Raw genomic sequence first — 26,967 nt, 5'->3', positions numbered from 1 at the left:
GGGTGAAGCGCTTGGCTACAAAGCATGAACAAATATTAAAACATATCGATGGGCTCCCTGTTGGCGAGAAGATTTCCGTCCGTCAAATTGCGAAAGCATTGAATGTTAGTGAAGGTACGGCATATAGGGCAATTAAAGAGGCGGAGAACCAGGGCTACGTAAGCTCGATTGAGCGGGTAGGCACGATTCGTATTGAGAAAAAGAAAAAAGAGAATATTGAAAAGCTCACTTTCGCAGAGGTAGTTAATATCGTCGACGGACAAGTTCTTGGTGGGAAAACGGGACTTCATAAGACATTAAATAAATTCGTCATCGGGGCGATGAAGCTGGATGCCATGATGAGATATACGGGTGCAGGCAATCTGCTGATCGTCGGGAACCGTACCCAGGCCCATGAGAACGCGTTAAAAGCGGGTGCAGCGGTGCTGATTACCGGGGGATTCGATACGGAAGAGCCCGTTAAAAGGTTAGCCGATGAGTTGGAGATGCCAGTCATTTCAACGAGTTACGATACCTTTACCGTCGCAACGATGATCAATCGGGCGATCTATGACCAATTGATCAAAAAGGAGATCTTGCTCGTGGAGGATATTTTGACACCCGTACAGGAAACGACCTTTTTAACAGTGGGTGACCGGGTCCAGACTTGGCATGAACTGAACCAGGAATCCGGGCATAGCCGTTTCCCTGTTGTCGATGACAATATGAAGGTTCAAGGAATGGTCACATCAAAAGATATCATGGGTCAGGAAGAGTTGACGCTCATTGATAAGGTGATGACGAAAAACCCGATGACCGTAGGCGATAAAATGAGTGTTGCATCTTCTGCACATATGATGGTTTGGGAAGGCATTGAGTTGATTCCTGTGGTGAATGACAGTCATATCCTGAAGGGAATCGTGAGCAGGCAGGATGTGCTGAAGGCCCTGCAAATGAGTCAAAGGCAGCCTCAGGTCGGCGAAACGATCGACGATACGATCACGAGTCAGCTTGTGATGACTTCAAATCGTGGCAAGGGCGAGGAAGTGTATAACTATGGCGTCACTCCGCAGATGACCAATTACCTTGGAACCATTTCAAGCGGTGTGTTCACGACATTGGTTACGGACTCAGCGAACAGGGCACTCCGAAGCTATAAGCGCGGTGACTTGGTCGTGGAAAATATGACGATTTATTTCATCAAGCCAGTCCAGATTGACAGTACGCTTGAAATCCATCCGCGTGTCCTTGATGTAGGACGTAAATTCGGAAAAGTGGATGTCGAGGTGTTTAACCAAGGCAAACTAGTCGGCAAGGCGATGTTAACTTGCCAATTGCTTGATAGATCATGAAAAAAATCAAAAAGGATAATCGAAATTCGATTATCCTTTTTGATTTGCGGCTTCTTCAATTGCATGCGGCAGGTAAAATCTATACATTTTATAGCCTCCCCAAATGCTGAATAGGCCAACGGAGATGAAAACGGCAGAAATGATATAAGTAGTGGTCGTGTGGAATAGAAAAAGCTGATTGATTCCGAATAGTGCGACAAACGCTCCAAGGGCAATGGAAGACTTCCCTGAAATCCACTTTTTCTCCATCGGCATTTTGGTTCGGACCATTTTAATTTTATAAAACAGATAGACCCCTAGTGATAGAACGATCAAGGTGACAAGAATAGGCATCGTTTAAAATTCCCCCAATTTAACATATGTACCTTTTTATTGTAGCGGGAAATGAAAGAGAATGCCACAGTAAACAAGATGACTCTTCCTATTTCCGCAATTTTTTGATTAAATGAAATATATCATCTTTATTAGGCTCGATAATACATATGTTGAGGAGAGATCAATATGAAAGCTGAAATTTTAGCAGATATAAAGCGTTATGATACTATCATTCTCCATCGTCATGTCCGTCCAGATCCGGATGCTTATGGTTCACAGGGTGGATTGGCGGAAATCCTGAAGGCATCTTTCCCTGAAAAGCGCATTTTTACGGTTGGGAAAGAAGAACCGTCATTGAATTATTTAAGAAGGCTCGATGTGATTTCGGATGAAACATATCAAGGTGCATTGGTCATCGTTTGTGATACGGCAAATACGGACCGGATTTGTGATGCGCGTTATAAGACGGGGGATAAACTGATTAAGATTGACCATCATCCTAATGAAGATCCATATGGGGATATGCGCTGGGTCGATACATCAGCAAGTTCCGCAAGTGAAATGATTTATGACTTTTACCAGTTCGGTAAAGAACAAGGCTTGAAGATGAGTGATGAAGCGGCACGTCTTCTATATGCAGGCATCGTTGGCGATACAGGTCGTTTCCTATTCCAAAGTACGACTGAAAAGACATTTGCCTATGTCAGTGAATTGATTCACTATTCATTCTCCCGCCCGCAGTTATATCAGGAGATGTATGACGTCAATGAAAGCATTGTCCGGTTGAATGGCTATGTGCTGCAGCATTTTGAAATCCTACCATACGGTACGGGGAAAATGATCATCACAAAAGATATTCTTGAAAAATTCAATGCTTCGACATCTGAGGCATCTCAGCTCGTTTCCTCGCTCGGTTCAATTAAAAATGTTAAGTCGTGGGTCTTTTTCATTGAAGAGGATAAAGAAATCCGAGTCCGTTTCCGTTCTAAAGGGCCAATCATCAATACGATTGCCCGTAAATATAACGGCGGTGGCCATCCGCTTGCAGCAGGGGCTTCGATCTTTTCTTGGGATGAAGTGGATAATATCCTTGCCGATTTGGAAGAGTTGAATAAAGTGAATTAGAGTATGTTATACGATTTTTGTTGAAATGACTTGAAGACCAAATCAAAGTGATTTGGTCTTTTATCTTTGCGTAATTTAGGATTGTCAGAAATCGTTTTATCACGAATTTCTCTTTACTTTGATTTCTATGTTCATTTTCGTATAAAACATGATTTCAACGACTTCAAGATCATAACGCTTTTTATTGATGATCAGTTTTTTATTTTCGATGGATTTTATCAATAGCATCTTTCCGTTATATACACTGACGACATCTTTGGCGAGAAGAGAGGAAAGGTCGTCCTCTATCACATCCTCCGCTTCAGCAATACTCAACTGATCGAGACTGTATGTTTTTCCATTCGTTATCTTCACTTCGACTTCTTGAATCGTTAAGATCTCTTCGTTTTGCTGGTTCAATTTTTTATAATCCTGCTCCCAAATTGCGATTTCCCCGTTTAAATCTTTGATCTCTTCTCTTTGTTCGTGAATGGTTCTGATCTGCTTCTCTTGCTGGACCCCATGCATATAAAAGAACATCACCCAGCTAATCAGTCCGCCAAGCGCAGCTCCGGCAAAAAAACGCTGCCAGGTGGGTGCCCGGTGATAGGGGGGAATCCTCATGATGATATATGCTCCTGCGTAAACCAGTTTATGATCAGTGCTCCTGTCTGTGCTCCGCCAAGTGCAGATAGAATCAAAAGGACTTGCTTGACTATATCCTTCGTTTCTCCGTGGAAAATACCGCGTTCGAAATTATAGACCATATCAAAGGTACCCCCGATGGCAGCGACAATCGCCCATATACGCAGGCTGTCCGATAGCCGGAACACAGTCGTCATCGGGGCTTGTCCAGTAAAAAAAGCGGCGAGGCCCCCGATTATCGAACCGCCAAGCAAAACGCCAAGCGATATGAAAAAGCTGTTGAGAAAGGCTGGAACAAAGGCTTCATTCATATATCATCATCCTTTTTTGCTTGATATTCTTCTATTCCATTTATATGGGAAGTGCAGAGGTATTATGATAGTCGGCGGAAATCAGGATGTTAAATTGCATTGGTAATGAGAACATATTTTCTTTTTTTGAAATAAACACTATAATGAAAAGAAACATGCCTTACAAAGGTGGGAGAAAAAACGTGTATACTCATCTCCATATTCAGAGCGGATACAGCTTGCTGACAAGTACGGTTAAAATCACTGAACTTGTGGCCAAAGCGAAAGAGGATGGCTGTAAAAGTCTTGCCTTAACCGATCGAAATGTTATGTACGGTTCGGTCTATTTTTATAAAGAATGCAAGAGACAGGGAATAAAGCCAATCATCGGCATCCTTGCAGATGTCCTTGATGAACAGGAATCGGCACATGGCCTTCTTTTATTGGCAAAAAACCTGCAAGGATATCAAAACCTGCTTAAAATAAGCAGTGCCATAAAAACGAAATCCCCGTCAGGCATTCCAATGAACTGGCTTAAAGCCTATTCCAGTGGCTTGATTGCAATCACACCGGGTGCTGAGGGGCAAATAGAAACACTTTTGAGAGAAGAAAATCCTGAAGAAGCCAAACTGGCAGCAGGGCGTTTCCTGCAGATTTTTGGTCATGATAACTTTTTCGTATCCATACAGAGACTTTCGATTACGGATGAGGAGAAAGGTAACGAAGCCATTAGCCAGTTGGCGAGAGATTTAGAGATAAAGATTGTCGCTACGAATCCGGTCTATTATTTGAACGAAAGCGATGCACTCGCTCAAGAAGTCCTTCTGGCAATAGGAAATGGAGACAAGCTGGCGGATGAGGCGCATACGGTTCTTGAATCCAATCAATTTTATTTGAAAAGCCGGGCTCAGATAGCTGAACTATTCCATGACAGACCTGATGCACTCGAAAATACACTTCATATAGCCGCGCAATGCAATCTGGAAATTCCGTTTCATCGATCACTGCTGCCTAAGTATCCTACTGAAGAGGGAATAACTGCAGAGGAAATGCTCGAAGCCGTCTGTTTCCAAGGGTTGAAGAAAAGAATGCCGGAGCCATCCATTCAATATGAAGAGCGCCTTCGGTATGAATTGGATGTCATTGCCAAGATGAAATTCAGCGATTACTTTTTAATCGTTTGGGATTTCATGAAATTCGCTAAGGACCATCAAATCCTGACTGGTCCTGGAAGGGGATCGGCCGCCGGATCGATGGTCGCTTATGTTTTGTCGATAACGGATGTCGATCCAATCGAACATTCCTTGCTGTTCGAGCGTTTCCTGAATCCTGAACGTGTCTCGATGCCGGATATAGACATTGATTTTCCGGATAACCGCCGTGAAGAAGTGATTGCCTATGTCGCGAAGAAATACGGGGAACTTCATGTAGCACAAATCATTACGTTCGGAACATTAGCTGCCAAAGCTGCCTTAAGGGATACAGGACGTGTTTTCGGCTTGAATTCAAAGGAACAGGAAGCGGTATCGAAAATGATTCCAGGCCGTCTGGGCATCACGCTTCCTGAAGCATACAAGGAATCGAAAAGGCTGAGGGAGTTCGTTAATGAGAGTGACCTTAATCAAAAACTTTTTCAAACGGCGTTATTGCTTGAAGGGCTGCCCCGACATGCTTCGACACATGCGGCAGGCGTCGTCATCAGCGATCAGGCACTCACCGAGCATATCCCGATTCAGGGAGGACATGACGGTATCCATCTGACTCAATACCCAATGGACCTCCTCGAAGAACTGGGACTGCTTAAAATGGATTTTCTTGGACTCCGTAATTTGACGCTCATCGATAATATCTTAAAGAACATCCATAAAGGAACCGGGAAAAAGCTGGACCTGTCCCATATCCCAATGGATGACCCCGAGACGTTAGCCCTTTTAGGTAGAGGTGAAACAACTGGCGTGTTTCAATTTGAATCAGATGGCATCCGAAAGGTTTTGATCAAGCTGAAACCGAACCGATTCGAGGATATCGTTGCGGTCAATGCCCTATATCGTCCAGGTCCGATGGAAAATATACCGCTGTTCATCGAGCGGAAACATGGACTGGCCCCCATCGATTACCTGCACCAGGATTTGAAGGATATTCTTGAGCCTACATACGGAGTCATCGTTTATCAAGAACAAATCATGCAAATTGCTTCCCGCCTAGCCGGATTTTCACTTGGCGAGGCTGACCTGCTCCGCCGTGCCGTTTCGAAGAAGAAGAAGGATGTGCTGGATCAGGAGCGGCAGCATTTTGTGAGCGGCTCGTTGAAACAAGGGTATTCCGAAAGAACGGCAGATGAGATTTATTCCTTGATCGTCCGCTTCGCTAACTATGGATTCAACCGAAGCCATGCGGTGGCGTATAGTGTCATCGCTTATCAGCTGGGTTACTTGAAAACCCACCATCCGGAATATTTCATGGCAGCACTCATGACGTCGGTCGTCGGGAATGATGAAAAGATTTCCCAATATATCCGTGAGGCAAAAAAGAAAGGGATAACGGTTTTGACACCCTCGATTAACCGGAGCGGATACCCGTTTTTACCGGAAAAGGAAGGGATCCGTTTTAGCCTTGGGGCCATAAAGGGAATAGGCGGTACGGTTTTAAAAGAAATCTTTGCTGCCAGACGGCAAAAGAAGTTCGCTGATTTATTCGATTTCTGTTTACGCGTTTCAGGAAAAATCGTAAATAGAAAAGTGTTGGAGGCGCTTGTGCATTCAGGTGCATTTGATGAATTCGGTGAAGACCGGGCAACATTGTTGGCGAGTTTGGACGTAGCGATCAGCCATACGGAATTGGTTAATCCAGATGATGATCTATTCGATATGTTTTCGGACGGCGAATTTTCACTCAAACCGAAATACAACAAGGTCGAGCCTATTCCCATCGAGCATAAACTCTCATTGGAAAAAAGCGCCTTGGGGCTTTACCTATCGAATCATCCGGTGACCAGCTACAGGGAACTTTTTCAGTACTTCGGATGTTTGACCATAGACGAAGCAACCAATAAAAAGGAATCGAAAGTCTTACTTGGCGCATACATTACGTCGGTTAAAACCATAAGGACAAAAAAGGGCGATGTGATGGCTTTTTTGAGCGTTAGTGATGAAGAGGGAGACATTGAAGCAGTCGTTTTTCCCAATGTTTATAAAAACCACTCTGCCGACTTGAATAATGGACAACTCGTTATGCTGCAAGGGACATTGGAAGAACGGGATGGAAAAACACAACTCCTGATCAAGAACGTATACCCGCTTGAAAAAGTGAAGCAGATGAAAGAGGAAAAAAACGGAACGATATTCCTGAAAATTGAGGCTGGCAAGCAAACGAAGGAAACACTGCAAAAAATAAAAAAAATTTTAATGCAGCATAGCGGTGAAACCAAGGTGATGCTTTTTTACGAGAGGGAAAACCGCTATGTACAGCTATCTTATTGGGATTGGGTCAATCCTACAGATAGTCTGATGCAGGCACTATTTGACATGGTTGGAAAAGGGAATGTGGTTTACAAGAGAGAATAACTGTTTTACAACTTTAATAGTTATGTTATATTGAAAACAGGCCGCTGTGGTCTGACCACTAGATTTCAGCATATATGATTTGGGTTACCCAATTTGTTTTAGGAGTGAAACTATGACATTAAGAGAAGAAGCATTACATATGCATCGCTTGAATCAAGGGAAATTAGAAACAGTTTCGAAAGTACCGGTAAGGAATGCAGTGGATTTAAGCCTGGCTTATTCTCCTGGTGTCGCAGAACCTTGTAAAGAAATTTACGATAAGCCGGAAACCGTTTATGACTATACAATGAAAGGGAATACTGTTGCAGTTATTTCTGATGGAACGGCTGTGTTGGGACTTGGAAACATCGGTCCTGAAGCTGCTATGCCGGTTATGGAAGGAAAAGCCGTTTTATTTAAAAGCTTCGCTGGAGTGGACGCTTTCCCTATCTGTTTAAAAACGACGGATGTGGACAAAATTGTAGAGACCGTTAAATTACTCGAACCGACTTTCGGTGGAGTGAACTTAGAGGACATTGCCGCACCAAATTGTTTTGAAATTGAAGAACGTCTTAAGAAAGAAATGAATATCCCTGTTTTTCATGATGATCAGCATGGTACAGCCATTGTGACTGTTGCCGGTCTTGTAAATGCATTACGACTTGTGAATAAATCAATGTCAGAAATTAAAGTGGTAGCGAATGGGGCAGGCGCTGCGGGCATTGCCATCATTAAATTGCTTTATAGCTATGGCGTTCGTGACATAATCATGTGTGATACGAAGGGTGCCATTTATGAGGGCCGTTCGACAGGTATGAATGATATAAAAGAACAAGTGGCGAAAGTGACCAATCGAAATAAGATTTCAGGACCTTTGGAAACTGTCATTCAAGACGCTGATGTATTTATAGGTGTTTCTGCTGCAGGTGCATTGACCAAAGAAATGGTTTCTTCGATGAATCGGGATGCAATCATCTTTGCGATGGCTAATCCAGATCCGGAAATCATGCCGGAAGATGCGAAAGCAGCGGGTGCCAAGGTTGTTGGAACAGGTCGTTCGGATTTCCCGAATCAGGTCAATAACGTCCTTGCTTTCCCAGGGATTTTCCGTGGAGCGTTAGATGTACGTGCGACTCATATCAATGAAAAAATGAAGGTTGCTGCAGTACAAGCCATTGCCAGTTTAATACAGGAACATGAGTTGAATGAAGACTACGTTATCCCTGCTCCTTTTGATGAGAGGGTAGCGCCTGCGGTTGCGGCGGCTGTTGCCAAGGCAGCGATGGAAACGGGAGTGGCTAGAATTAATGTGGATCCCGAGGAAATTAAAGAAAAAACAAGGAAATTAGCGATCATTGGAAAAAGTGAGGAATAATTAATTTGGCAGGTCGTACTTCTTCATCAAAAATTTATCTCGATGTCGTTGAGAGCCTACGCAGCATGATTGAAGCGGACAGTCTCTTGCCGGGAGATAAAATCCCATCTGAACGGGAGTTATCGGATCGTTTTAATGTTGGTCGTTCCTCTGTCCGTGAAGCATTGCGTGCCTTAGAGCTATTAGGATTAATAGAAACTAGGCGTGGTGAAGGGACGTTTATCAGGGATTTCCAGGAGCATAAGCTAGTCGAGCTTCTGGGAACCTTTTTTTTGCAAGATAAAAAGGTTCAAGAAGATTTGGCTGAAACGAAAAGGCTGATTGAAATAGACTGTTTGCGGATCGTCGCCTTTTTCGCTAAGGCTGAGGACATCAAACGTTTAATGGTCTGGGTCAATGAGGATGAATTTCATGATGATGATTTCTTCTTAAGAATTGCCATATTGAATCGTAATCGATTGCTGGAAAGAATTTGGCGTATTGTCAACAGCTATGCTAGAACATCAGAGATGGAACAGGGTAATGTGAAAAAAGAAGACTATCTGGCACTTCTTACATATTTGCTCGAACGGGATGAAGAAAAAGCCATCGAAACGTATCTTATTAGAATTAGAAATATGTCGAAGGACGAGTGACACCTTTTTACACGATACTAATTTTATTTCTGATATAGTTTGTACCAAGTATCATAAAATAGATAATTGGTGGTAAAGGGAGGATTAAGCTTGCTTAAAGAGCTATTTGCGAAGTCTAAGAAGAAATATGCAACAGTTCCTTTTGATCGGGAGAAACAAGATGTACCAGAAGGAATCATGACAAAATGCTCCGGCTGTAAAAAAATCATGTATACAAAAGAATTAGTGAAAAACAAGAAAGTCTGTCTGCATTGTGGGTTCCATCATCCGATGTCTTCCCATGAGCGTATCGAATGTTTATTCGACGCCGGCAGCTTTAATGAATTTGATAAAGAAATGATTTCAGTTAACCCACTTGAATTTCCGGATTACTTGGATAAATTGGAAAAAGATAAAAAGAAAGCCAAGATTAATGAGGCTGTTGTTACAGGAGTAGGAAGCATCAATGGGTACCAAGTTTCAACAGCCATCATGGATTCGAATTTCCGGATGGGAAGCATGGGATCCGTTGTTGGGGAAAAAATCACCCGTGCCATTGAACGTGCAGGTGAATTGAAGATTCCGTTTATCATTTTTACGGCTTCAGGCGGCGCTCGGATGCAGGAGGGTGTTTTAAGCTTGATGCAGATGGCAAAGACAAGTGCAGCACTTAAGATGTTCAGCAATGAAGGCGGACTGATCATATCAATGATGACTCATCCTACCACAGGTGGGGTTTCGGCAAGTTTCGCGTCACTTGGTGATATTAATCTAGCCGAACCTGGAGCCCTTATTGGTTTTGCGGGACGAAGAATCATTGAACAGACGATTCATGAAGAACTTCCTGAAGATTTCCAAACGGCTGAATTCTTGATGAAGCACGGCCAATTGGATGCAGTCGTCAATCGTACGGAAATGAAAGAAACCTTGACGACGATCCTTAAAATCCATGCCCCGGGTGGTGAATGGTCATGATTTACGAATTAGAGTTCGAGCGTCCCGTTACGGACCTGAGAAATAAGATAAAAGAACTTAAGGCAATTTCGAAGGATGCCGACGTAGACCTTACAGTTGAAATCGAAACGTTAGAAAAGCGTTTAGAGAAGCTGGAAGTGGATATTTATAACCATTTAAAACCGTGGGATCGCGTTCAGATTGCCCGGCATCCAGCCCGTCCGACGACGCTTGATTACATTCCGCTATTATTCAATGAATTCATGGAGTTTCATGGTGATCGTTATTATGGGGATGATGAAGCAATCGTGGCTGGAATCGCAGAGTTTGATGGACTTGCCGTGACTGTCATCGGTCATCAACGAGGTAAGGATACGAAGGAAAACATCCGTCGCAACTTTGGCATGCCCCATCCGGAAGGCTATCGAAAAGCTTTGCGTCTGATGAAACAGGCGGAAAAATTCAATCGGCCTATCATTTGTTTCATTGATACAAAGGGAGCTTTCCCGGGTAAAGCTGCTGAAGAGCGCGGGCAAAGTGAAGCCATTGCGAAAAACCTTTTCGAAATGGCAGGGTTGAAGGTGCCGGTCATCAGTATCGTCATCGGTGAAGGCGGAAGCGGCGGTGCATTGGCACTTGGCGTTGGAGACCGAATTTTCATGCTTGAGAATTCAACATATTCGGTCATTTCCCCTGAAGGGGCTGCAGCCTTGCTGTGGAAGGATGCTTCTCAGGCCAAGAGGGCTGCGGAAACAATGAAAATCACGGCTCCCGACTTAAATCGCTTAGGAGTCATCGATGAGATCATTCCAGAAGTGAGAGGCGGCGCCCACCGTGATGCAAATGTACAGGCAGAAGCCATCAAGGAAATCCTTAAACGTTCATTCAATGAACTTCTGCCATTGAATAGTGATGATCTCATCAACCAGCGTTACATGAAATTCAAGAAAATCGGTGAATATGAATTTGCAAAACAACCTGAGGGCGAACCTAAGGAAGAAGTGGAACAGCATTCATAAACACATTTTGCAAAAGGAAAAACGTGCTGCCTGGGGCAACACGTTTTTTCATCCTTTCATTGAAGCAAAAGTATTCATTACAGAACGAGTGAAGAATATGGCTTGTGTGAAGAATGTAAACTTTTACGCCATTTTACTTCAATTTCTGAAGAGAATCGGTTAGGCTTATAACATCAAGTGAGTATAAGTGAAACAGTTATTGCTTATTGAAGCTTGAAAAAGGGTACAATGATATAATGAAGCTTATAATTGATTAGTGCTGTAGAGAGGTGACATTTATGAAAAGAATTGGTGTATTGACAAGTGGAGGAGATTCTCCAGGCATGAATGCGGCAGTCCGAGCTGTTGTTCGGAAAGCGATTTTTCATGAAATGGAGGTCTTCGGAATTTATCATGGTTATCAGGGTTTGATAAATGGCAATATAAGGAAGCTTGAACTTGGGTCGGTCGGCGATATCATTCATCGAGGCGGCACAATGTTACATACGGCTCGCTGTCCGGAATTCAAGACGGAGGAAGGCCAGCTGAAAGCGATTGAACAATTGAATAAACTGGGTATCGAGGGCATTGTCATAATAGGTGGCGATGGTTCTTACCGCGGAGCGAAAGCTTTAACGGAAAGGGGCTTCCCTTGTATCGGCGTTCCTGGAACGATTGATAATGACATACCGGGTACGGACTTTACGATTGGTTTCGATACGGCACTGAATACGGTCATCGATGCTATCGATAAAATTCGGGATACGGCAACTTCCCATGAAAGGACTTATGTGGTTGAAGTGATGGGAAGAAATGCCGGCGATATCGCGCTTTGGGCTGGATTGGCTGGCGGAGCTGAAACGATTCTTTGTCCCGAATATGAATACGATATAGAAGAACTGATTGGGAAGCTGAATCGCGGACATGACCGTGGGAAAAAGCATAGTATCATCATTGTAGCTGAAGGTGTTGGAAGTGCCGTTGATATTTCCAGGAAAATTGAGGCGAAGGCAGGATTTGAAACCCGTGTAACGGTCCTGGGCCATGTTCAGCGCGGAGGATCTCCTTCTGCAAATGACCGGGTATTGGCAAGCCGACTTGGAGCAAAAGCTGTTGAATTGCTACTTGAAGGCAAAGGAGGCAGGGCTGTTGGGATAGAACAAAATCGACTGGTTGATTATGATATCATCGAAGCTCTTGCCAAACCTCATACAATCGACAAGAAAATGTATGATTTATCCTCAGAGCTATCCATTTAATCAGTATTGATCAATGATAGGAACTGCTCTGGATGAAATTGAGTATTTAAAAGATGTGACTAAAACACTACGCCCCTGTCTTCAAAAGTTGGACAGGCGGCGAGTTTTCCTTAGAGGAGGATGACACTATGCGTAAAACCAAGATTGTTTGTACGATTGGCCCTGCAAGTGAAAGTATAGAAAAACTGGTTCAATTAATAGAAGCGGGGATGAATGTGGCCCGGCTTAACTTTTCTCATGGAAATCATGAAGAACATGCCGCTAGAATCCGCAATATCAGGGAAGCAAGTGAAAAAGCGGGTAAACAGGTCGCTATCCTGTTGGATACAAAAGGACCTGAAATACGGACGAATAATATGGAAAATGATTCCATTGAGCTGATGGCAGGCAATGAAGTCATTATTTCCATGAATGAAGTCCTGGGAACCCCTGAAAAATTCTCCATTACCTATGAAGGGCTTCTGCATGATGTCCACCCGGGATCTAAAATCCTTTTGGATGATGGATTGATCGGTCTTGAAGTGTTGAAGATCGATGAGGTAAGAAAAGAAATCCGTACCAAAATATTGAATAGCGGTACACTTAAGAACAAAAAAGGCGTGAATGTTCCAGGTGTTTCGGTTAACCTGCCAGGCATAACTGAGAAAGATGAACAAGATATCCTTTTTGGAATCGAACAGGGGATCGACTTCATTGCTGCCTCATTTGTACGTAGGGCTTCCGATGTGCTTGAAGTGCGTGAATTATTGCAGCAAAATGGAGCGGAACATATTCAAATCATCCCTAAAATCGAAAATCAAGAGGGCGTAGACCGGCTTGATGAAATCTTGGAAGTTTCAGATGGTTTGATGGTAGCCCGTGGCGACTTGGGAGTGGAAATTCCTGCTGAAGAAGTGCCATTAGTCCAAAAACAAATGATCAAAAAATGTAATAATGCCGGGAAACCTGTCATAACGGCTACACAAATGCTCGATTCGATGCAGCGTAACCCAAGGCCAACCCGTGCAGAAGCAAGTGACGTCGCCAATGCCATATTTGATGGAACGGATGCCATCATGCTTTCTGGTGAAACAGCTGCTGGAACCTATCCTGTCGAAGCTGTGCAAACGATGCATAATATTGCTTCACGTGCTGAAACTGCGCTTGATTATCGGGATATATTATCAGTCAGAAGCAAAGTGAACCGTCATAATGTCACGGATGCAATTGGTCAATCCGTTGCCCACACCGCGCTTAATCTTAATGCCGGAGCAATCATCACCCCTACAGAAAGTGGCCATACGGCACGGATGATTTCTAAATACCGCCCTAAAGCACCGATCATTGCCGTTACATCCAATGATCATGTTTCAAGACGGCTTGCATTGGCTTGGGGAGTCTATCCGCAGATTGGTCCTAAAGCGACGACTACCGATGATATGCTTCAAACCGCAATAGATGAAAGCTTGCATTCCGGCTTAGTGTCCCATGGGGATTTGGTTGTCATAACTGCCGGTGTGCCTGTGGGTGAAACAGGGACGACTAACCTGATGAAAATTCATGTGTTAGGAGAAGTTCTTTTGAAGGCTCAAGGAATCGGCAGGAAATCTGCGAAAGGTGAAGTGGTTGTAGCCAAGAATGCCAAGGAAGCTTTGGAAAAAGTGACGGCAGGCTCTGTATTGGTTACAATCGGTTCGGACCGCGATATGATGCCAGCGATTGAAAAGTGTGCGGCATTGATTACGGAAGAAGGCGGTTTGACAAGCCATGCCGCTGTCGTAGGAGTCACATTGGGCATTCCGGTCATCGTTGGGGCGGAGGACGCAACAAAAATTTTCACGGATGGGCAAAGAATAACAGTCGATGCAGGTCGTGGAGTCATTTATGATGGACATGCCAACGTTTTGTAAAACGAAATTTTGGCTGATTCCGTGCCAATGAGGTAAGATGTATGTACCGCACCAGAAATGGGCTGTGCAGGAGGAATGTAGATGAAATATTTTTTATTGTTTATCATTGCGATGCCGGTCGTTGAAATCATTGTCCTATTGCTGTCAGGTAATATGATTGGTTTTTGGCCAACGCTGTTCCTGATTGTAGCCACAGGTTTAATCGGAGCTTATTTGGCTAAACGGCAAGGGATGGAAACATGGAAAAAGGCACAGGAACAGATTCGTTATGGAATGATGCCTGGAAATGAAATCATTGATGGAATCTGTATCTTTATCGGAGCTGCATTGTTGCTGTCCCCTGGGCTTATCTCGGATATCATGGGATTGATCCTTGTGTTTCTGCCAACCCGGAATCTCCTCAAACCGATAGTTATCCGGTTTATCATGAACAGGATGAATAAAGGGAAAGTTACCATCATTCGGCATAAATAATACAAGGCTGTCTAAGGGCTCAAGCTTTTAGGCAGCCTTTTTGGTCTGGATAAAAAAAGAATTTATCAAAAGCATCCAAGGGTAATCATTGGATGTTTTTTTTGCATTTAATTGAAATGGGACAAGACGTTGGGCAATTTAATGTATTTGAATTTTAACTGTTTCACCATGAAAAGATGATTTTAAGAGGTTGAAACAGTATATAATAACAGAATTTTTTAATTTTTTATCCCGTGAAAACATTGATAAATTAGGCTTTTCCATTAAATAATTCTTTTTTTGAGATTTTTTAGAAAAAACTGGTGACAAATTTATACAACGTGTTATATAATACAAACAGGAAATAAAACAACTGTATTATAACATAGGATAATTGGAAAGGGTGTGGAGAGGCAACATGATTACGGGAGCAAAAGGCTTACAAATTACAGGCAACATTAAGCCTGGATATGAACAAATACTTACAACGGAAGCTCTTCAATTCATCGAAAGGATTGAACGGCATTTCGGTGAAAGAAGGAGAGAACTTCTGGAACGGCGCAAAATCGTTCAGGAAGAGTTGAATCAAGGTAAGCTGCCTGATTTCCTTGAAGAAACGAAGCATATTCGTGAAAGTGATTGGACGATTGCGCCCCTCCCGAATGACTTGCAGGACCGCAGGGTTGAAATCACTGGACCAGTTGACCGTAAGATGATCATTAATGCCATGAACTCGGGTGCCAATGTATTCATGGCTGACTTTGAAGATGCCAACTCACCAACTTGGGAGAACTGCATTGAAGGTCAACTGAATTTGCGCGATGCCATCCGCGGTACCATTTCATTTAAAAATCCAAATGGTAAAGTGTATGAATTAAATGATAAGACGGCTGTTTTAAAGGTAAGGCCACGCGGCTGGCATTTAGAGGAAAAACATATCATGTTAGATGGACAGCCTATATCAGCCAGCATTTTTGACTTTGGACTGTACTTTTATCACAACGCAAAAGCATTGGTCGAACAACAAAGCGGTCCATACTTCTATTTACCAAAAATGGAAAGCCATCTGGAAGCAAGATTATGGAATGAAATATTCGTGTATGCACAAAACGATTTGAGAATTCCGCAAGGAACCATCAAGGCAACGGTCTTAATAGAAACGATTCTTGCCGCATTCGAAATGGACGAAATTCTGTACGAGCTGAAAGAACATTCGGCAGGCCTGAACTGTGGGCGCTGGGATTATATCTTCAGTTTCCTGAAAAAATTCCGTCACTCGGATGATGTGATCTTCCCTGACCGGTTACAGGTCACGATGACCGTCCCGAACATGAGAGCTTATTCCTTATTGGCAATCAAAACATGCCACACCCGTAATGCTCCGGCAATCGGCGGGATGGCAGCGCAAATTCCAGTTAAAAATGACCCGATTAAGAACGATGAGGCTTTTGCGAAAGTCCGGGCAGATAAAGAACGCGAAGCAAGAGACGGTCATGATGGAACATGGGTTGCCCACCCAGGTATGGTAAGAACGGCAAAAGAAGTTTTTGACCTGCTTGTTCCAAAACCGAATCAAATTTTCCGCAAACGGGAAGATGTCCATGTAACAGCCCAAGAGTTGCTGGCTGTACCCGAAGGAACGATTACAGAGGCAGGATTAAGGACTAACATTAACGTAGGCATCCAATATATTGCCTCCTGGTTAAGTGGCAGAGGGGCAGCGCCCATTAATAACTTAATGGAAGATGCAGCAACCGCTGAAATTTCAAGAGCTCAAGTCTGGCAATGGATCCGTCATCCTAAAGGCATTCTCGAAGATGGCAGGAAAATAACCGAAGAATTATTCCATCAAATTAAGAAAGAAGAATTAGCTGTCATTAAGTCGGAAGTGGGGGAAGAAACTTTCAAATCAGGAAAGTTTGAAGAGTCTACTAAACTATTCGAAGAATTGATAGAAGCGGATGACTTTGCAGATTTCTTAACCAATCCGGCATACGAACAATTATCATAATATTTAAAATATTAAATATAAATTAGGAGGAAAATATAATGATGAATGAAAGAGCGCAACAATTAAAACAAAGCTGGGAAAATGACTCACGGTGGACAGGGATTAAACGTCCATATACGGCGGAAGAAGTTATTAAATTAAGAGGTTCCATCGATATTGAACAGACCTTGGCACGCCGTGGTTCTGAAAAACTATGGAATCTATTAAATACAGAGGATTTCATCAACGCATTGGGAGCATTGACTGGTAACCAAGCAATGCAGCAGGTGAAAGCTGGTTTAAAAGCAATTTACCTAAGCGGCTGGCAAGTGGCTGCCGATGCTAACATTGCAGGGCAAATGTACCCCGACCAAAGTTTATATCCAGCCAATTCCGTGCCGCAAGTGGTTAAACGCATTAATCAGACACTTCAGCGCGCAGATCAAATCAGCTTTGCTGAAGGAAAAAGTGATATCGATTGGTTCGCACCAATCGTAGCGGATGCTGAAGCCGGCTTTGGCGGTTCCCTTAATGTCTTTGAATTAATGAAAGGCATGATCGAAGCTGGAGCTGCAGGCGTTCACTTTGAAGATCAGCTTTCTTCCGAGAAAAAATGTGGCCACCTAGGCGGTAAAGTTCTTCTGCCAACCCAAACGGCAGTACGTAATTTAGTTTCCGCCCGATTGGCAGCAGACGTAATGGGTACACCGACTATCTTAATTGCCCGGACGGATGCTGATGCTGCAGATTTGATCACCGATGATATCGATCCGGTCGATGCACCATTCATCACTGGCGAAAGGACTCCAGAAGGATTTTACCGTACCAAAGCAGGTCTTGACCAAGCGATTGCAAGAGGCCTTGCTTATGCACCGTATGCCGATCTTATCTGGTGTGAGACTTCTGAACCTAATCTAGCGGATGCCCGCCGCTTTGCCGAAGCGATCCATGCAGAGTTCCCGGGTAAACTCCTTGCTTATAATTGTTCGCCATCATTTAACTGGAAAGCGAAATTAAGTGATGAAGAAATTGCCAGCTATCAAATTGAATTAGGTAAATTGGGTTATAAATTCCAATTTGTTACCCTTGCAGGATTCCACTCGTTAAATCATAGCATGTTCAATCTTGCCCTTGGTTATAAAGAACGCGGCATGGCTGCATACTCAGAACTTCAACAAGCGGAATTCGCCAGTGAATCCGATGGCTACACTGCAACACGTCATCAGCGTGAAGTGGGAACTGGTTATTTTGATGAAGTGGCACAGGTCGTTTCTGGTGGTACATCATCCACTACAGCACTTGAAGGTTCTACTGAAACAGAACAATTCCAGACGTCAAAATAATTTTAGCTTGAAACCAAAAATCCGCCTCGTACCCGGGGCGGATTTTTATATGGAGATGGGAGAATGCTATAAGGTATAAAGATAGCGGGATTACTTATGTGGTTTTCTTTGTATCCGGTCCGATGATGAAAGCCCATATGGCCTTGAAGACATTGGCACGCTGAAGTGTATTGAATATGACAAGAACGACAGGTCCTGCGATCAGACCTAGGAAACCAATCAATTTGAAGCCGATGAACAAGGCGATGAGAGTGGCAAGCGGATCCAAACCAATACTGGAAGAAAGAACTTTTGGCTCTATTAACTGACGCTGGACAACAACGATTATGTAAAGGACGGACAAACCGATTGCGAGACTTTGTATTTCCAGCGATGAATTCAAAGATGATCCAAGGAATGAAAATAGTCCCTGTCCCTAAATAGGGGATGATATCGACCAATCCGCATATCAGGGCAATGGTAATTGAATAATTCACACCTAAAATGAGAAATCCGATTAAAATCGTAACGGTCGTCAATGAAACAAGAGTGAATTGTGCACGGATAAAACCAAACAAAGCACGTTTTAAATCCCTGAATAAACGCTTGGCACCTGCAAAAATCTTATCAGGCAACACTTTTCCGGTCATACGCCCAAAGGTATCCCAATCTTTACTGATGAAGAAAGTGCCCAGTAGGGTAAAGAGGAGTGCCGTTGCTGTAGTGGGAAACCATCCGATGATTGTCGGAATGTTCTTCAAGAACGCTTGAATGAAGCCGCTTACTCCGGTAGTGATGGATTCACCGATATTTTGGATATTCTTGAGGACTGTATCTTGCTGTTCGATATCCAAATTATTGAACATGGCAGCTATTTGATTATATAAAGGGATGACGGTGGACGCGATGTATGTTTCTATATAGTCCACGATAGTCTCTATGTGCTGTGGTATGACTCCGGCAAGGTAATTGGTCCCTGATATGATCTCTGTAACCAGTAAGGTGATAAGACCCGCAAATAAAAGGAAAATGAGTAAAAGGGAAACGAATACAGCCAATCCCCTTGGCAGCCTTCCTTTCTTTTCGAAAAAAGTGACCAGAGGGTTCATCAAGAAAGCGATTATCATGGCAATGATGAATGGATATGTATATTTAGATAAATAAAACAAGGCAATTCCACCTAAGATTATCCCTCCGGCGACCAGTAAAGAACGAATGAAACGATACATATATACTGGATTCAAGACATATCCTCCTTCAATCATAAAGTTTGTATTATAATTGTAACGAGTATGGAAAAGAAAGGAAAGATTCTTTCGTCTTTCGCTTAAATTTTTTCCGATGATGCATTGCTCCAGAATTCGATCTTTTCTCAGGAAAGAGGGGAGTTTGTTATGTTAAAATAACAAAAATGACGAAAGAAGGTGAAGGGAGAATGATAAACGGTCCTGTTATATTTTTAATTTTACTTGCAGCAATCGGTTGGTTTGGCAAAAATACGTCACTGATCATGGCTGCGGGTTTTCTTTTAAGCATGAAACTGATCGGCCTCGATACTAAAGTGTTTCCGTATCTGGAAGCGAAGGGAATAAACTTGGGCGTTACGATCATTACGATCTCCGTACTCATACCCATAGCGAATGGGACGATAGGATTCAAGGAACTCGGTGACGCCATTAAATCTCCTTATGCCTGGATTGCGCTTGCATCTGGTATAGCGGTTGCACTCATAGCGAAAAATGGGATTACCCTCCTATCGCATGATCCGCACATTACCACGGCTCTTGTTTTTGGGACGATTCTTGCGGTCGCATTATTCAAAGGTGTGGCTGTCGGTCCGTTAATCGGGGCGGGAATTGCTTATTTATGCATGCAGATCTTCAATTTTTTTAAATGAAGCGTTGTCAAATGATTGAAGGGGCCGTCAATCTTGAGAGTGAAATTTTCTATCTAATGTTTCATTTATTCTGCTTTGCGGCAATTTTTCAAAAACCCATAAAAAAAGGCAAGAGAATATGTAGCTAATTTTTCTAATAAAATAATAATTTTTTCACATTTTAGGTGCTTTTCATTCCCAAAAAAGTGTTTATTGTTTATAATAATCATGTAACTGCTCTGATTTATTAAAAAGGGATTCAGAATATCATTGATGTTTTGAGGAATCTTAAAAAAAGATGTAGTTATTGAGCAAGCGCTCACTAGGAATAGCTACAAGCATTATTTTTAGATTTTCTTGTTAAAGATTATCGTACATTTTACTATTGTTGGGGTCATATTCTGTGAACGCTTCCAATACAAGATGTATGTCTTCTGCTAAAAAATAGATGGTTGTATACAATAGCTAATTCCTTGGAAGCGCTATATTTATACGCAATGAGCAAGGGCATAGGGGAATACTTAGGAAAAGGAGAGATTTAGTATGACAGCAACAAAAGGTCTTGAAGGTGTGGTAGCAACAACTTCATCAGTAAGCTCCATTATCGATGATACATTAACGTATGTAGGATATGACATCGATGATTTGGCTGCAAACGCAACATTCGAGGAAGTAATCTATCTTTTATGGCACGGAGCTCTTCCGAACAAAAGCCAACTAGAAGAATTAACTAAACAACTTGCTGAAAATGCTGAAATTCCAGCTGAAGTGGTTAATCACTTCAAAACATACCCAATTGATAAAGTACATCCAATGGGAGCTCTTCGCACAGCAGTATCTCTTCTTGGTCTTTATGATGAAGAAGCAGATGTAATGAGTGAAGACGCTAACTATCGTAAAGCAATCCGCATCCAAGCAAAAATCCCTACATTGGTAACCACTTTCGCTCGCACCCGTCAAGGTAAAGAAGCGGTTGCGCCACGTACAGATTTAAGCTTTGCTGCTAACTTCTTATATATGTTAAGCGGTAATGAACCAACGGCAATCGAAGAAGAAGCATTCAACAAAGCATTGGTTCTTCATGCTGACCATGAATTGAACGCTTCCACATTCACTGCACGCGTTTGTGTGGCTACTTTAGCTGATATCTATTCTGGCGTAACTTCTGCCATCGGCGCTTTAAAAGGCCCACTTCACGGCGGAGCTAACGAACAAGTCATGAAAATGCTTACAGATATTGGTTCAGTGGATAACGTTGAGCCATATATCAACGAAAAATTAGCCAATAAAGAAAAAATCATGGGATTTGGCCACCGTGTATACCGTAAAGGTGATCCACGTGCTAAACACCTTAAAGAAATGTCTCAAAAACTGACTGAACTTACTGGACAACCGCAATATTATGATATGTCCATCAAAATTAATGAAATCGTAACTGGTCAAAAAAATCTTCCGCCGAACGTGGATTTCTATTCTGCTTCTGTATACCATAGTTTAGGTATCGAGCATGACCTATTTACACCAATCTTTGCTGTAAGCCGTGCTTCAGGCTGGATCGCTCATATCCTTGAGCAATATTCAAACAACCGCCTTATCCGTCCGCGTGCAGAGTACGTTGGACCAGGTATGCAAAAATACGTACCGATCGAAAAACGCTAATTAAAAGTTTTTCGAGAAAATATTTTTTATTTCAACGAATTTGTAGTAAATTAATAGATGTGAGTAAAAAGGGTTAGTGGTTCTGCCTCATTTAATGGCAGGCCATCTAACCTTTGAATTTGAATCGGAGGTAAGAGACATGACACAAAGCCAAAAAATCACAGTTACTAATGGTGCTCTTAACGTACCAAACAACCCAATCGTTCCTTATATTGAGGGAGACGGAATCGGTCCTGATATCTGGGCAGCAGCTTCTCGCGTTTTAGACGCAGCAGTTGAAAAAGCTTACAATGGCGAAAAGAAAATCGAATGGAAAGAAGTTTTAGCTGGACAAAAAGCATTTGACCAAACAGGCGAATGGCTTCCGCAAGAAACTCTTGATGTCATTAACGAATATCTAATCGCTATTAAAGGACCCCTTACAACTCCAATCGGTGGCGGTATCCGCTCATTGAACGTTGCATTGCGTCAAGTATTGGACTTATTCGTATGTCTACGTCCAGTACGTTACTTCGATGGTGTACCTTCACCAGTTAAACGTCCAGAAGACACTGACATGGTCATCTTCCGTGAAAACACTGAAGACATCTATGCTGGTATCGAATATGCAAAAGGTTCTGACGAAGCTAAGAAATTAATCGACTTCCTACAAACAGAATTCGGAGTTACAAACATTCGTTTCCCTGAAACTTCAGGTATCGGAATTAAACCGATTTCTGAAGAAGGAACAAAACGTCTTGTTCGCTCTGCACTTAACTATGCGATCAAAGAAGGCCGTAAATCATTAACGCTTGTTCATAAAGGTAACATCATGAAATTCACGGAAGGCGCATTCAAAACTTGGGGTTATGAAGTTGCAGAACAAGAATTCGCTGATAAAGTGTTTACATGGAACCAATATGACAAAATTAAAGATGCTGAAGGCACTGAAGCTGCTAACAAAGCACAATCTGATGCTGAAGCTGAAGGCAAAATCATCGTTAAGGATTCCATTGCTGATATCTTCTTACAACAAATCCTGACTCGTCCTAAAGAGTTTGATGTTGTTGCAACAATGAACTTGAACGGAGATTACATTTCTGATGCATTAGCTGCACAAGTTGGCGGAATCGGTATCGCTCCAGGAGCAAACATCAACTACGAAACTGGACATGCCATTTTCGAAGCAACTCACGGAACGGCTCCTAAATATGCTGGTCTTGATAAAGTTAACCCATCTTCAGTACTTCTTTCAGGCGTTCTTTTACTTGAGCACCTTGGCTGGAACGAAGCTGCAGATAGCATCACGAAATCAGTGGAACAAACAATCGCTTCAAAAGTTGTTACATACGACTTTGCCCGCCTAATGGAAGGTGCAACAGAAGTTAAATGTTCTGAGTTCGCTGACGAGCTTATCAAAAACCTTAAATAATAATTGCTTATATGCTTTCTGGAAAATTGCCTTAACGGGCTTCTTTCCAGGAGGCTTATATTATATGTGCATGAAAATGTTTAAAGTATTCCAAAAGTATTTACATATTTTAAGGAGGAAATTAACATGTCTAATCGAAAAAAAATCACAGTGGTTGGTGCCGGCTTCACTGGTGCTACAGCAGCATTCCTAGCAGCTCAAAAAGAACTTGGTGATATCGTTTTAGTTGATATTCCACAAGCTGAAAACCCTACAAAAGGCAAAGCTCTTGATATGGCGGAAGCAGGCCCGGTTCTAGGTTTTGATGCTAACATCATCGGTACATCCGACTATGCGGATACAGCTGACTCCGACGTAGTGATCATCACTGCCGGTATTGCTCGCAAACCTGGCATGAGCCGTGACGACTTAGTGCAAACTAACCAAAAAGTTATGAAATCAGTAACTAAAGAAGTGGTTAAATATTCCCCGAACACGACAATCATCGTATTGACCAACCCGGTTGATGCAATGACTTATACTGTTTATAAAGAATCGGGTTTCCCTAAAGAACGCGTAATAGGACAATCAGGTGTTCTTGATACAGCTCGATTCCGTACTTTCGTAGCTCAAGAATTAAACTTATCCGTCAAAGATGTAACTGGCTTCGTACTTGGCGGACACGGTGACGATATGGTTCCTCTTGTACGTTACTCTTATGCTGGCGGAATTCCTTTGGAAACATTGATCCCTCAAGATCGTTTAGAGGCAATCGTGGCTCGTACTCGTACTGGCGGCGGAGAGATCGTAAACCTTCTTGGGAACGGAAGCGCATATTATGCACCAGCTGCGTCTCTAGTGGAAATGGCTGAAGCGATCCTTAAAGACCAACGTCGCGTTCTTCCATCCATCGCTTATCTTGAAGGCGAATACGGATTCGAAGGAATCTACCTGGGAGTGCCAACTGTACTGGGTGCGAACGGTATTGAACAAATCATCGAACTTGAATTGACTGAAGACGAAAAAGCGGCACTTTCAAAATCAGTTGAATCTGTTAAAGCAGTAATGCAAGTTCTTCAATAAGGGATAGTGAAAACAATCTCTTGATCAGACTGCCCGGATACTGGAAGGGAAGGCCAAGGCCCCCTTTCCATTCTCCGGGCAGTTTTTTTATCGGCTTCAAAAGACGGCGCGAACCACTCTAGCGGGGTGCTGAATGTAGGAATAACTTTCTATGTGTTTTTTTTATGTGTAAATTTCATATAATATTCTTTATAATGGAAGTGGATGAGTAGACTGAATTTGGTCTATGGGGTAATACATAATTCAGGAGGATCTAATGTCAAAGAAAATTCTCGTAGTGGATGATGAACAATCAATAGTTACCTTACTTCAGTACAATTTAGAACAAGCGGGCTATTCGGTGATTACGGCCTTGGATGGGGAACAAGGGCTCCAGGCGGCTGTGGATATACGGCCCGATTTAGTGGTATTGGATTTGATGCTGCCTAAAATGGATGGGCTTGAAGTATGTAAGGAGCTTCGCCAGCAAAAAATCAATATACCGATCTTGATGCTGACGGCAAAGGACGATGAATTTGACAAAGTGCTGGGACTTGAACTTGGAGCGGATGATTACTTGACCAAACCATTTAGTCCGCGGGAGGTAGTGGCCCGGATTAAAGCCATATTAAGAAGATCCCAGTTTCAATCGAACGGCAGTGACTCAGGTCAGGATCAGGAAGATGGTCTCTTGAAATTAGGGGAATTGAAGGTATTCCCGGAACGATACGAAGCATTCTTTGATGAACAGCAATTAGAATTGACTCCAAAGGAATTTGAATTACTTTTATACTTGGCGAAGAATAAAGGCAGAGTGCTGACGAGGGACCAACTGCTCAGTGCGGTATGGAATTATGATTTCGCGGGAGATTCACGAATCGTCGATGTGCATATTAGCCATCTACGTGAAAAAATAGAGAAGGATACAAAAAAACCTCTATATATTAAAACGATAAGGGGCTTGGGGTATAAGCTTGAGGAGCCTAAAAAAGAATGACGACCTACCGTAAAAAGCTCTTATATACCCTTATCACGCTAGTGATGGTCGTCCTGATGGCCGTGGGCTTTTTATTAGGACATTTGTTCAAAAGTTATTATATTAAAACGTTCAATGAGCGTATACAGAACGAAACATTTTTCATTTCTACATATATTCAAGAGCATGGGGGGATCGTGTCTTTTTTGGAAAAAGGCAAGACGGCAAAACTGACACCCCTTTTAGATTCGAACTTAACCATACTCTCCACGAATGGGGAAATATTATACGATTCGACATCATCCAATGAAATACTTAAAAGTCATGCCAATGTCCTTCGAAAAATAACTTTGGAAAAAGGGCTTAAGCATAGGGAAGGGTATGAAGTGGTTGAAGGGGAATCGGACCTCCATTATTATTGGAAGACGGTTGAAAAGGATGGCGAGATTGAAGGTTTTGTCGTTCATAGCAATGAAATAGAGGCCATCAATCAAGTGAATAAACAAATGTGGCAAATATTGATCATTTGTTTAGGAGTCGCCCTGATCATCATTCTCATGCTTGCGAGTAAAATCACTTCATATTATACCCGTCCGATCGAGGAAGCGACGATGGCAGCCATTGAACTGGCAAAAGGGAATTATGGAACTCGGACATTCGGGAGACATTCAGATGAAACGGGAATGCTGACAACTTCCTTGAACATATTGGCGAGGAATCTTCAGGAAACAGAGATAGCGAGGGAAATGAATCAGGATCGTTTGGAAACACTTGTTGAAAATATCGGTAGTGGAGTCTTGCTGATAGACAGTAAAGGGTATACCACCTTAATCAACCGTGAATTCAAGAAAAGCTTCCATGTAAACGCCGCTACGTTTTTGTTTCAGGAATATTACTCGGTCATTAAAGATCAGGAAGTGATTGCCATCATCGAAGAGATCTTTCGAACGGAAAAAACGATAAAACGCCAGGTGAAGATACCACTTGCCATCGAACGTAAGCATTTTGAGATTTACGGGGCTCCAATCATCGGGAATCATGATGAATGGAAGGGGATCCTCCTCATTTTCCATGATATCACCGAATTAAAAAGGCTCGAACAGATGCGGAAGGATTTCGTGGCAAATGTGTCCCATGAATTGAGAACCCCGATTACATCAATTAAAGGCTTTTCAGAAACTTTGTTGGATGGGGCTTTAAAAGATGAAAAGACCTTAAAGCACTTTTTATCGATTATCCTGAAAGAAAGTGATCGGCTGCAAGAACTCATTCAGGAGCTTCTGAATTTATCTAAAATGGAGCAACAGGAATTCGTTTTGAACGCAGGCGTCGTGGATATTACGAAAGTGCTTGGCGAAATCCAGGAAATGCTTATTGGGAAGCTGAGGGAAAAAGAAGTCTCGCTTGAAATTAAAGCATCACGGGAACCGGTATTCATTGAAGGGGAATCTGACAGGATCAAACAGGTTTTCATTAATTTGATAACCAACGCATTGACCTATACACCTAATGGCGGGAGTGTCACCGTGAACATCTTGGAGAAAGAACAGACGGTTGATATTGTGGTTCAAGATAGCGGAATCGGCATCGAAGAAAAAGAACTGCCGAGGATCTTTGAACGGTTTTACCGGATCGATAAGGCAAGGAGCCGCGATTCAGGAGGAACTGGCATTGGACTTGCGATAGTCAAGCATATAATAGAAGTCCATAAAGGTAAAATCAACGTGGAGAGCACACCTGGAACGGGGACGACTTTTACAGTCACTTTAAATAAAAGCTTAAAAGGAAAAATGTAGCGGGTTTCTCAATTTACATTTCCTTTACAATTTCTTAAAACCCGCTTCATAATGCAGGGGTACAATGGTTGTACAACCCCTCATCCAAGGAGTTAAACATTGACAGAGACACATAGTCTCTGTCTTT

The 26,967-nt window shown here is 42.6% G+C and carries 22 protein-coding genes and 1 pseudogene; 19 read left to right on the top strand and 4 right to left on the bottom strand.

Annotated features, from left to right (window positions below; all coding sequences use genetic code 11):
• The first annotated feature begins 11 nt into the window (after window positions 1–11).
• Entirely contained in the window at window positions 12–1,331 is a 1,320-nt protein-coding gene (locus tag ABIE66_RS20015) for a DRTGG domain-containing protein (protein ID WP_370016039.1), read from the top strand.
• Between the two features lie 30 nt (window positions 1,332–1,361).
• On the opposite strand, the gene ABIE66_RS20010 is transcribed toward ABIE66_RS20015, so the two are convergent.
• Window positions 1,362–1,664 carry a YtpI family protein gene (locus tag ABIE66_RS20010; RefSeq protein WP_289315371.1) on the bottom strand — a complete coding sequence of 101 codons (303 nt, stop codon included), beginning with the start codon at window positions 1,662–1,664 and terminating at the stop codon, window positions 1,362–1,364.
• A 168-nt stretch (window positions 1,665–1,832) separates the two neighbouring features.
• Between ABIE66_RS20010 and ABIE66_RS20005 the strand changes: the two genes are divergently transcribed.
• Window positions 1,833–2,771, top strand: a complete 939-nt coding sequence (locus ABIE66_RS20005; protein WP_370016038.1) for a DHH family phosphoesterase — start codon at window positions 1,833–1,835, stop codon at window positions 2,769–2,771.
• Between the two features lie 99 nt (window positions 2,772–2,870).
• Here ABIE66_RS20005 and ytrI read toward each other — a convergent pair whose 3' ends face one another.
• Window positions 2,871–3,374, bottom strand: coding sequence for a sporulation membrane protein YtrI (gene ytrI, locus ABIE66_RS20000; protein WP_370016037.1), 504 nt, complete (start codon window positions 3,372–3,374; stop codon window positions 2,871–2,873).
• A complete protein-coding gene (ytrH, locus tag ABIE66_RS19995; protein ID WP_076364742.1) occupies window positions 3,371–3,706 on the bottom strand; it encodes a sporulation membrane protein YtrH in 336 nt (111 codons plus the stop codon). Before ytrH ends, ytrI begins: the two co-directional genes overlap by 4 nt.
• Window positions 3,707–3,888: 182 nt before the next feature.
• Between ytrH and dnaE the strand changes: the two genes are divergently transcribed.
• The 11 genes from dnaE to aceA all read left to right on the top strand — a co-directional run bounded on the left by dnaE (window position 3,889) and on the right by aceA (window position 18,102).
• Window positions 3,889–7,248: a DNA polymerase III subunit alpha gene (gene dnaE / locus ABIE66_RS19990; protein ID WP_370016036.1), complete on the top strand. Its 3,360-nt coding sequence runs from the start codon at window positions 3,889–3,891 to the stop codon at window positions 7,246–7,248.
• A gap of 112 nt (window positions 7,249–7,360) precedes the next feature.
• Entirely contained in the window at window positions 7,361–8,602 is a 1,242-nt protein-coding gene (ystJ, locus tag ABIE66_RS19985) for an NADP-dependent malic enzyme (RefSeq protein WP_370016035.1), read from the top strand.
• 5 nt (window positions 8,603–8,607) lie between these two features.
• Window positions 8,608–9,237 carry a FadR/GntR family transcriptional regulator gene (locus ABIE66_RS19980; RefSeq protein ID WP_289326003.1) on the top strand — a complete coding sequence of 210 codons (630 nt, stop codon included), beginning with the start codon at window positions 8,608–8,610 and terminating at the stop codon, window positions 9,235–9,237.
• A 90-nt stretch (window positions 9,238–9,327) separates the two neighbouring features.
• On the top strand, window positions 9,328–10,191 hold the full coding sequence (accD, locus tag ABIE66_RS19975) for an acetyl-CoA carboxylase, carboxyltransferase subunit beta (protein ID WP_289315377.1): 864 nt from the start codon (window positions 9,328–9,330) through the stop codon (window positions 10,189–10,191).
• Window positions 10,188–11,189, top strand: a complete 1,002-nt coding sequence (gene accA / locus ABIE66_RS19970; protein ID WP_289315378.1) for an acetyl-CoA carboxylase carboxyl transferase subunit alpha — start codon at window positions 10,188–10,190, stop codon at window positions 11,187–11,189. Before accD ends, accA begins: the two co-directional genes overlap by 4 nt.
• A gap of 7 nt (window positions 11,190–11,196) precedes the next feature.
• Complete coding sequence (locus tag ABIE66_RS19965; RefSeq protein WP_370016034.1) at window positions 11,197–11,352, top strand: hypothetical protein; 156 nt, start codon at window positions 11,197–11,199, stop codon at window positions 11,350–11,352.
• Between the two features lie 115 nt (window positions 11,353–11,467).
• Entirely contained in the window at window positions 11,468–12,427 is a 960-nt protein-coding gene (pfkA, locus tag ABIE66_RS19960; protein WP_289326001.1) for a 6-phosphofructokinase, read from the top strand.
• A gap of 128 nt (window positions 12,428–12,555) precedes the next feature.
• Complete coding sequence (pyk, locus tag ABIE66_RS19955) at window positions 12,556–14,316, top strand: pyruvate kinase (protein ID WP_289326000.1); 1,761 nt, start codon at window positions 12,556–12,558, stop codon at window positions 14,314–14,316.
• An 81-nt stretch (window positions 14,317–14,397) separates the two neighbouring features.
• Window positions 14,398–14,790 carry an FxsA family protein gene (locus tag ABIE66_RS19950; protein WP_370016033.1) on the top strand — a complete coding sequence of 131 codons (393 nt, stop codon included), beginning with the start codon at window positions 14,398–14,400 and terminating at the stop codon, window positions 14,788–14,790.
• 397 nt (window positions 14,791–15,187) lie between these two features.
• Complete coding sequence (gene aceB, locus ABIE66_RS19945; RefSeq protein ID WP_370016032.1) at window positions 15,188–16,780, top strand: malate synthase A; 1,593 nt, start codon at window positions 15,188–15,190, stop codon at window positions 16,778–16,780.
• Window positions 16,781–16,818: 38 nt separating this feature from the next.
• On the top strand, window positions 16,819–18,102 hold the full coding sequence (gene aceA / locus ABIE66_RS19940; protein WP_370016031.1) for an isocitrate lyase: 1,284 nt from the start codon (window positions 16,819–16,821) through the stop codon (window positions 18,100–18,102).
• Window positions 18,103–18,196: 94 nt separating this feature from the next.
• Here the strand turns inward: aceA and ytvI are convergent.
• Window positions 18,197–19,325 (bottom strand): annotated as a pseudogene (gene ytvI, locus ABIE66_RS19935) (sporulation integral membrane protein YtvI).
• 191 nt (window positions 19,326–19,516) lie between these two features.
• Here ytvI and ABIE66_RS19930 point away from each other — a divergent pair.
• The 6 genes from ABIE66_RS19930 (at window position 19,517) to pnpS (ending at window position 26,840) form a co-directional block, all read left to right on the top strand.
• On the top strand, window positions 19,517–19,978 hold the full coding sequence (locus ABIE66_RS19930) for a DUF441 domain-containing protein (RefSeq protein WP_289327363.1): 462 nt from the start codon (window positions 19,517–19,519) through the stop codon (window positions 19,976–19,978).
• 522 nt (window positions 19,979–20,500) lie between these two features.
• The gene (gene citZ / locus ABIE66_RS19925; RefSeq protein WP_289325996.1) at window positions 20,501–21,616 is read left to right on the top strand and encodes a citrate synthase; all 1,116 of its coding nucleotides are present in this window, start codon (window positions 20,501–20,503) and stop codon (window positions 21,614–21,616) included.
• Between the two features lie 94 nt (window positions 21,617–21,710).
• Window positions 21,711–23,027, top strand: a complete 1,317-nt coding sequence (gene icd, locus ABIE66_RS19920) for an NADP-dependent isocitrate dehydrogenase (RefSeq protein ID WP_289325995.1) — start codon at window positions 21,711–21,713, stop codon at window positions 23,025–23,027.
• A gap of 126 nt (window positions 23,028–23,153) precedes the next feature.
• Window positions 23,154–24,089: a malate dehydrogenase gene (gene mdh / locus ABIE66_RS19915; RefSeq protein WP_370016030.1), complete on the top strand. Its 936-nt coding sequence runs from the start codon at window positions 23,154–23,156 to the stop codon at window positions 24,087–24,089.
• Window positions 24,090–24,345: 256 nt separating this feature from the next.
• A complete protein-coding gene (locus ABIE66_RS19910) occupies window positions 24,346–25,065 on the top strand; it encodes a response regulator transcription factor (RefSeq protein ID WP_370016029.1) in 720 nt (239 codons plus the stop codon).
• On the top strand, window positions 25,062–26,840 hold the full coding sequence (gene pnpS / locus ABIE66_RS19905; RefSeq protein WP_370016028.1) for a two-component system histidine kinase PnpS: 1,779 nt from the start codon (window positions 25,062–25,064) through the stop codon (window positions 26,838–26,840). The genes ABIE66_RS19910 and pnpS overlap by 4 nt, the downstream gene beginning before the upstream one ends.
• The last annotated feature ends 127 nt before the right edge of the window (window positions 26,841–26,967 follow it).

The organism is Peribacillus sp. B2I2 (assembly GCF_041261685.1).
In the GTDB taxonomy this organism is placed as follows: domain Bacteria; phylum Bacillota; class Bacilli; order Bacillales; family DSM-1321; genus Peribacillus.
This window is presented reverse-complemented; position numbering and strand designations above follow the sequence as displayed.

Bases quoted from the DNA above. Each gene is read 5' to 3' on its own strand.
- ABIE66_RS20010 (WP_289315371.1), bottom strand. From the start codon at position 1,664: ATGCCTATTCTTGTCACCTTGATCGTTCTATCACTAGGGGTCTATCTG.
- ABIE66_RS20005 (WP_370016038.1), top strand. From the start codon at position 1,833: ATGAAAGCTGAAATTTTAGCAGATATAAAGCGTTATGATACTATCATT.
- ytrI (WP_370016037.1), bottom strand. From the start codon at position 3,374: ATGAGGATTCCCCCCTATCACCGGGCACCCACCTGGCAGCGTTTTTTT.
- ytrH (WP_076364742.1), bottom strand. From the start codon at position 3,706: ATGAATGAAGCCTTTGTTCCAGCCTTTCTCAACAGCTTTTTCATATCG.
- ystJ (WP_370016035.1), top strand. From the start codon at position 7,361: ATGACATTAAGAGAAGAAGCATTACATATGCATCGCTTGAATCAAGGG.
- accA (WP_289315378.1), top strand. From the start codon at position 10,188: ATGATTTACGAATTAGAGTTCGAGCGTCCCGTTACGGACCTGAGAAAT.
- pfkA (WP_289326001.1), top strand. From the start codon at position 11,468: ATGAAAAGAATTGGTGTATTGACAAGTGGAGGAGATTCTCCAGGCATG.
- pyk (WP_289326000.1), top strand. From the start codon at position 12,556: ATGCGTAAAACCAAGATTGTTTGTACGATTGGCCCTGCAAGTGAAAGT.
- ABIE66_RS19950 (WP_370016033.1), top strand. From the start codon at position 14,398: ATGAAATATTTTTTATTGTTTATCATTGCGATGCCGGTCGTTGAAATC.
- aceB (WP_370016032.1), top strand. From the start codon at position 15,188: ATGATTACGGGAGCAAAAGGCTTACAAATTACAGGCAACATTAAGCCT.
- aceA (WP_370016031.1), top strand. From the start codon at position 16,819: ATGATGAATGAAAGAGCGCAACAATTAAAACAAAGCTGGGAAAATGAC.
- ABIE66_RS19930 (WP_289327363.1), top strand. From the start codon at position 19,517: ATGATAAACGGTCCTGTTATATTTTTAATTTTACTTGCAGCAATCGGT.
- citZ (WP_289325996.1), top strand. From the start codon at position 20,501: ATGACAGCAACAAAAGGTCTTGAAGGTGTGGTAGCAACAACTTCATCA.
- icd (WP_289325995.1), top strand. From the start codon at position 21,711: ATGGCAGGCCATCTAACCTTTGAATTTGAATCGGAGGTAAGAGACATG.
- mdh (WP_370016030.1), top strand. From the start codon at position 23,154: ATGTCTAATCGAAAAAAAATCACAGTGGTTGGTGCCGGCTTCACTGGT.
- ABIE66_RS19910 (WP_370016029.1), top strand. From the start codon at position 24,346: ATGTCAAAGAAAATTCTCGTAGTGGATGATGAACAATCAATAGTTACC.
- pnpS (WP_370016028.1), top strand. From the start codon at position 25,062: ATGACGACCTACCGTAAAAAGCTCTTATATACCCTTATCACGCTAGTG.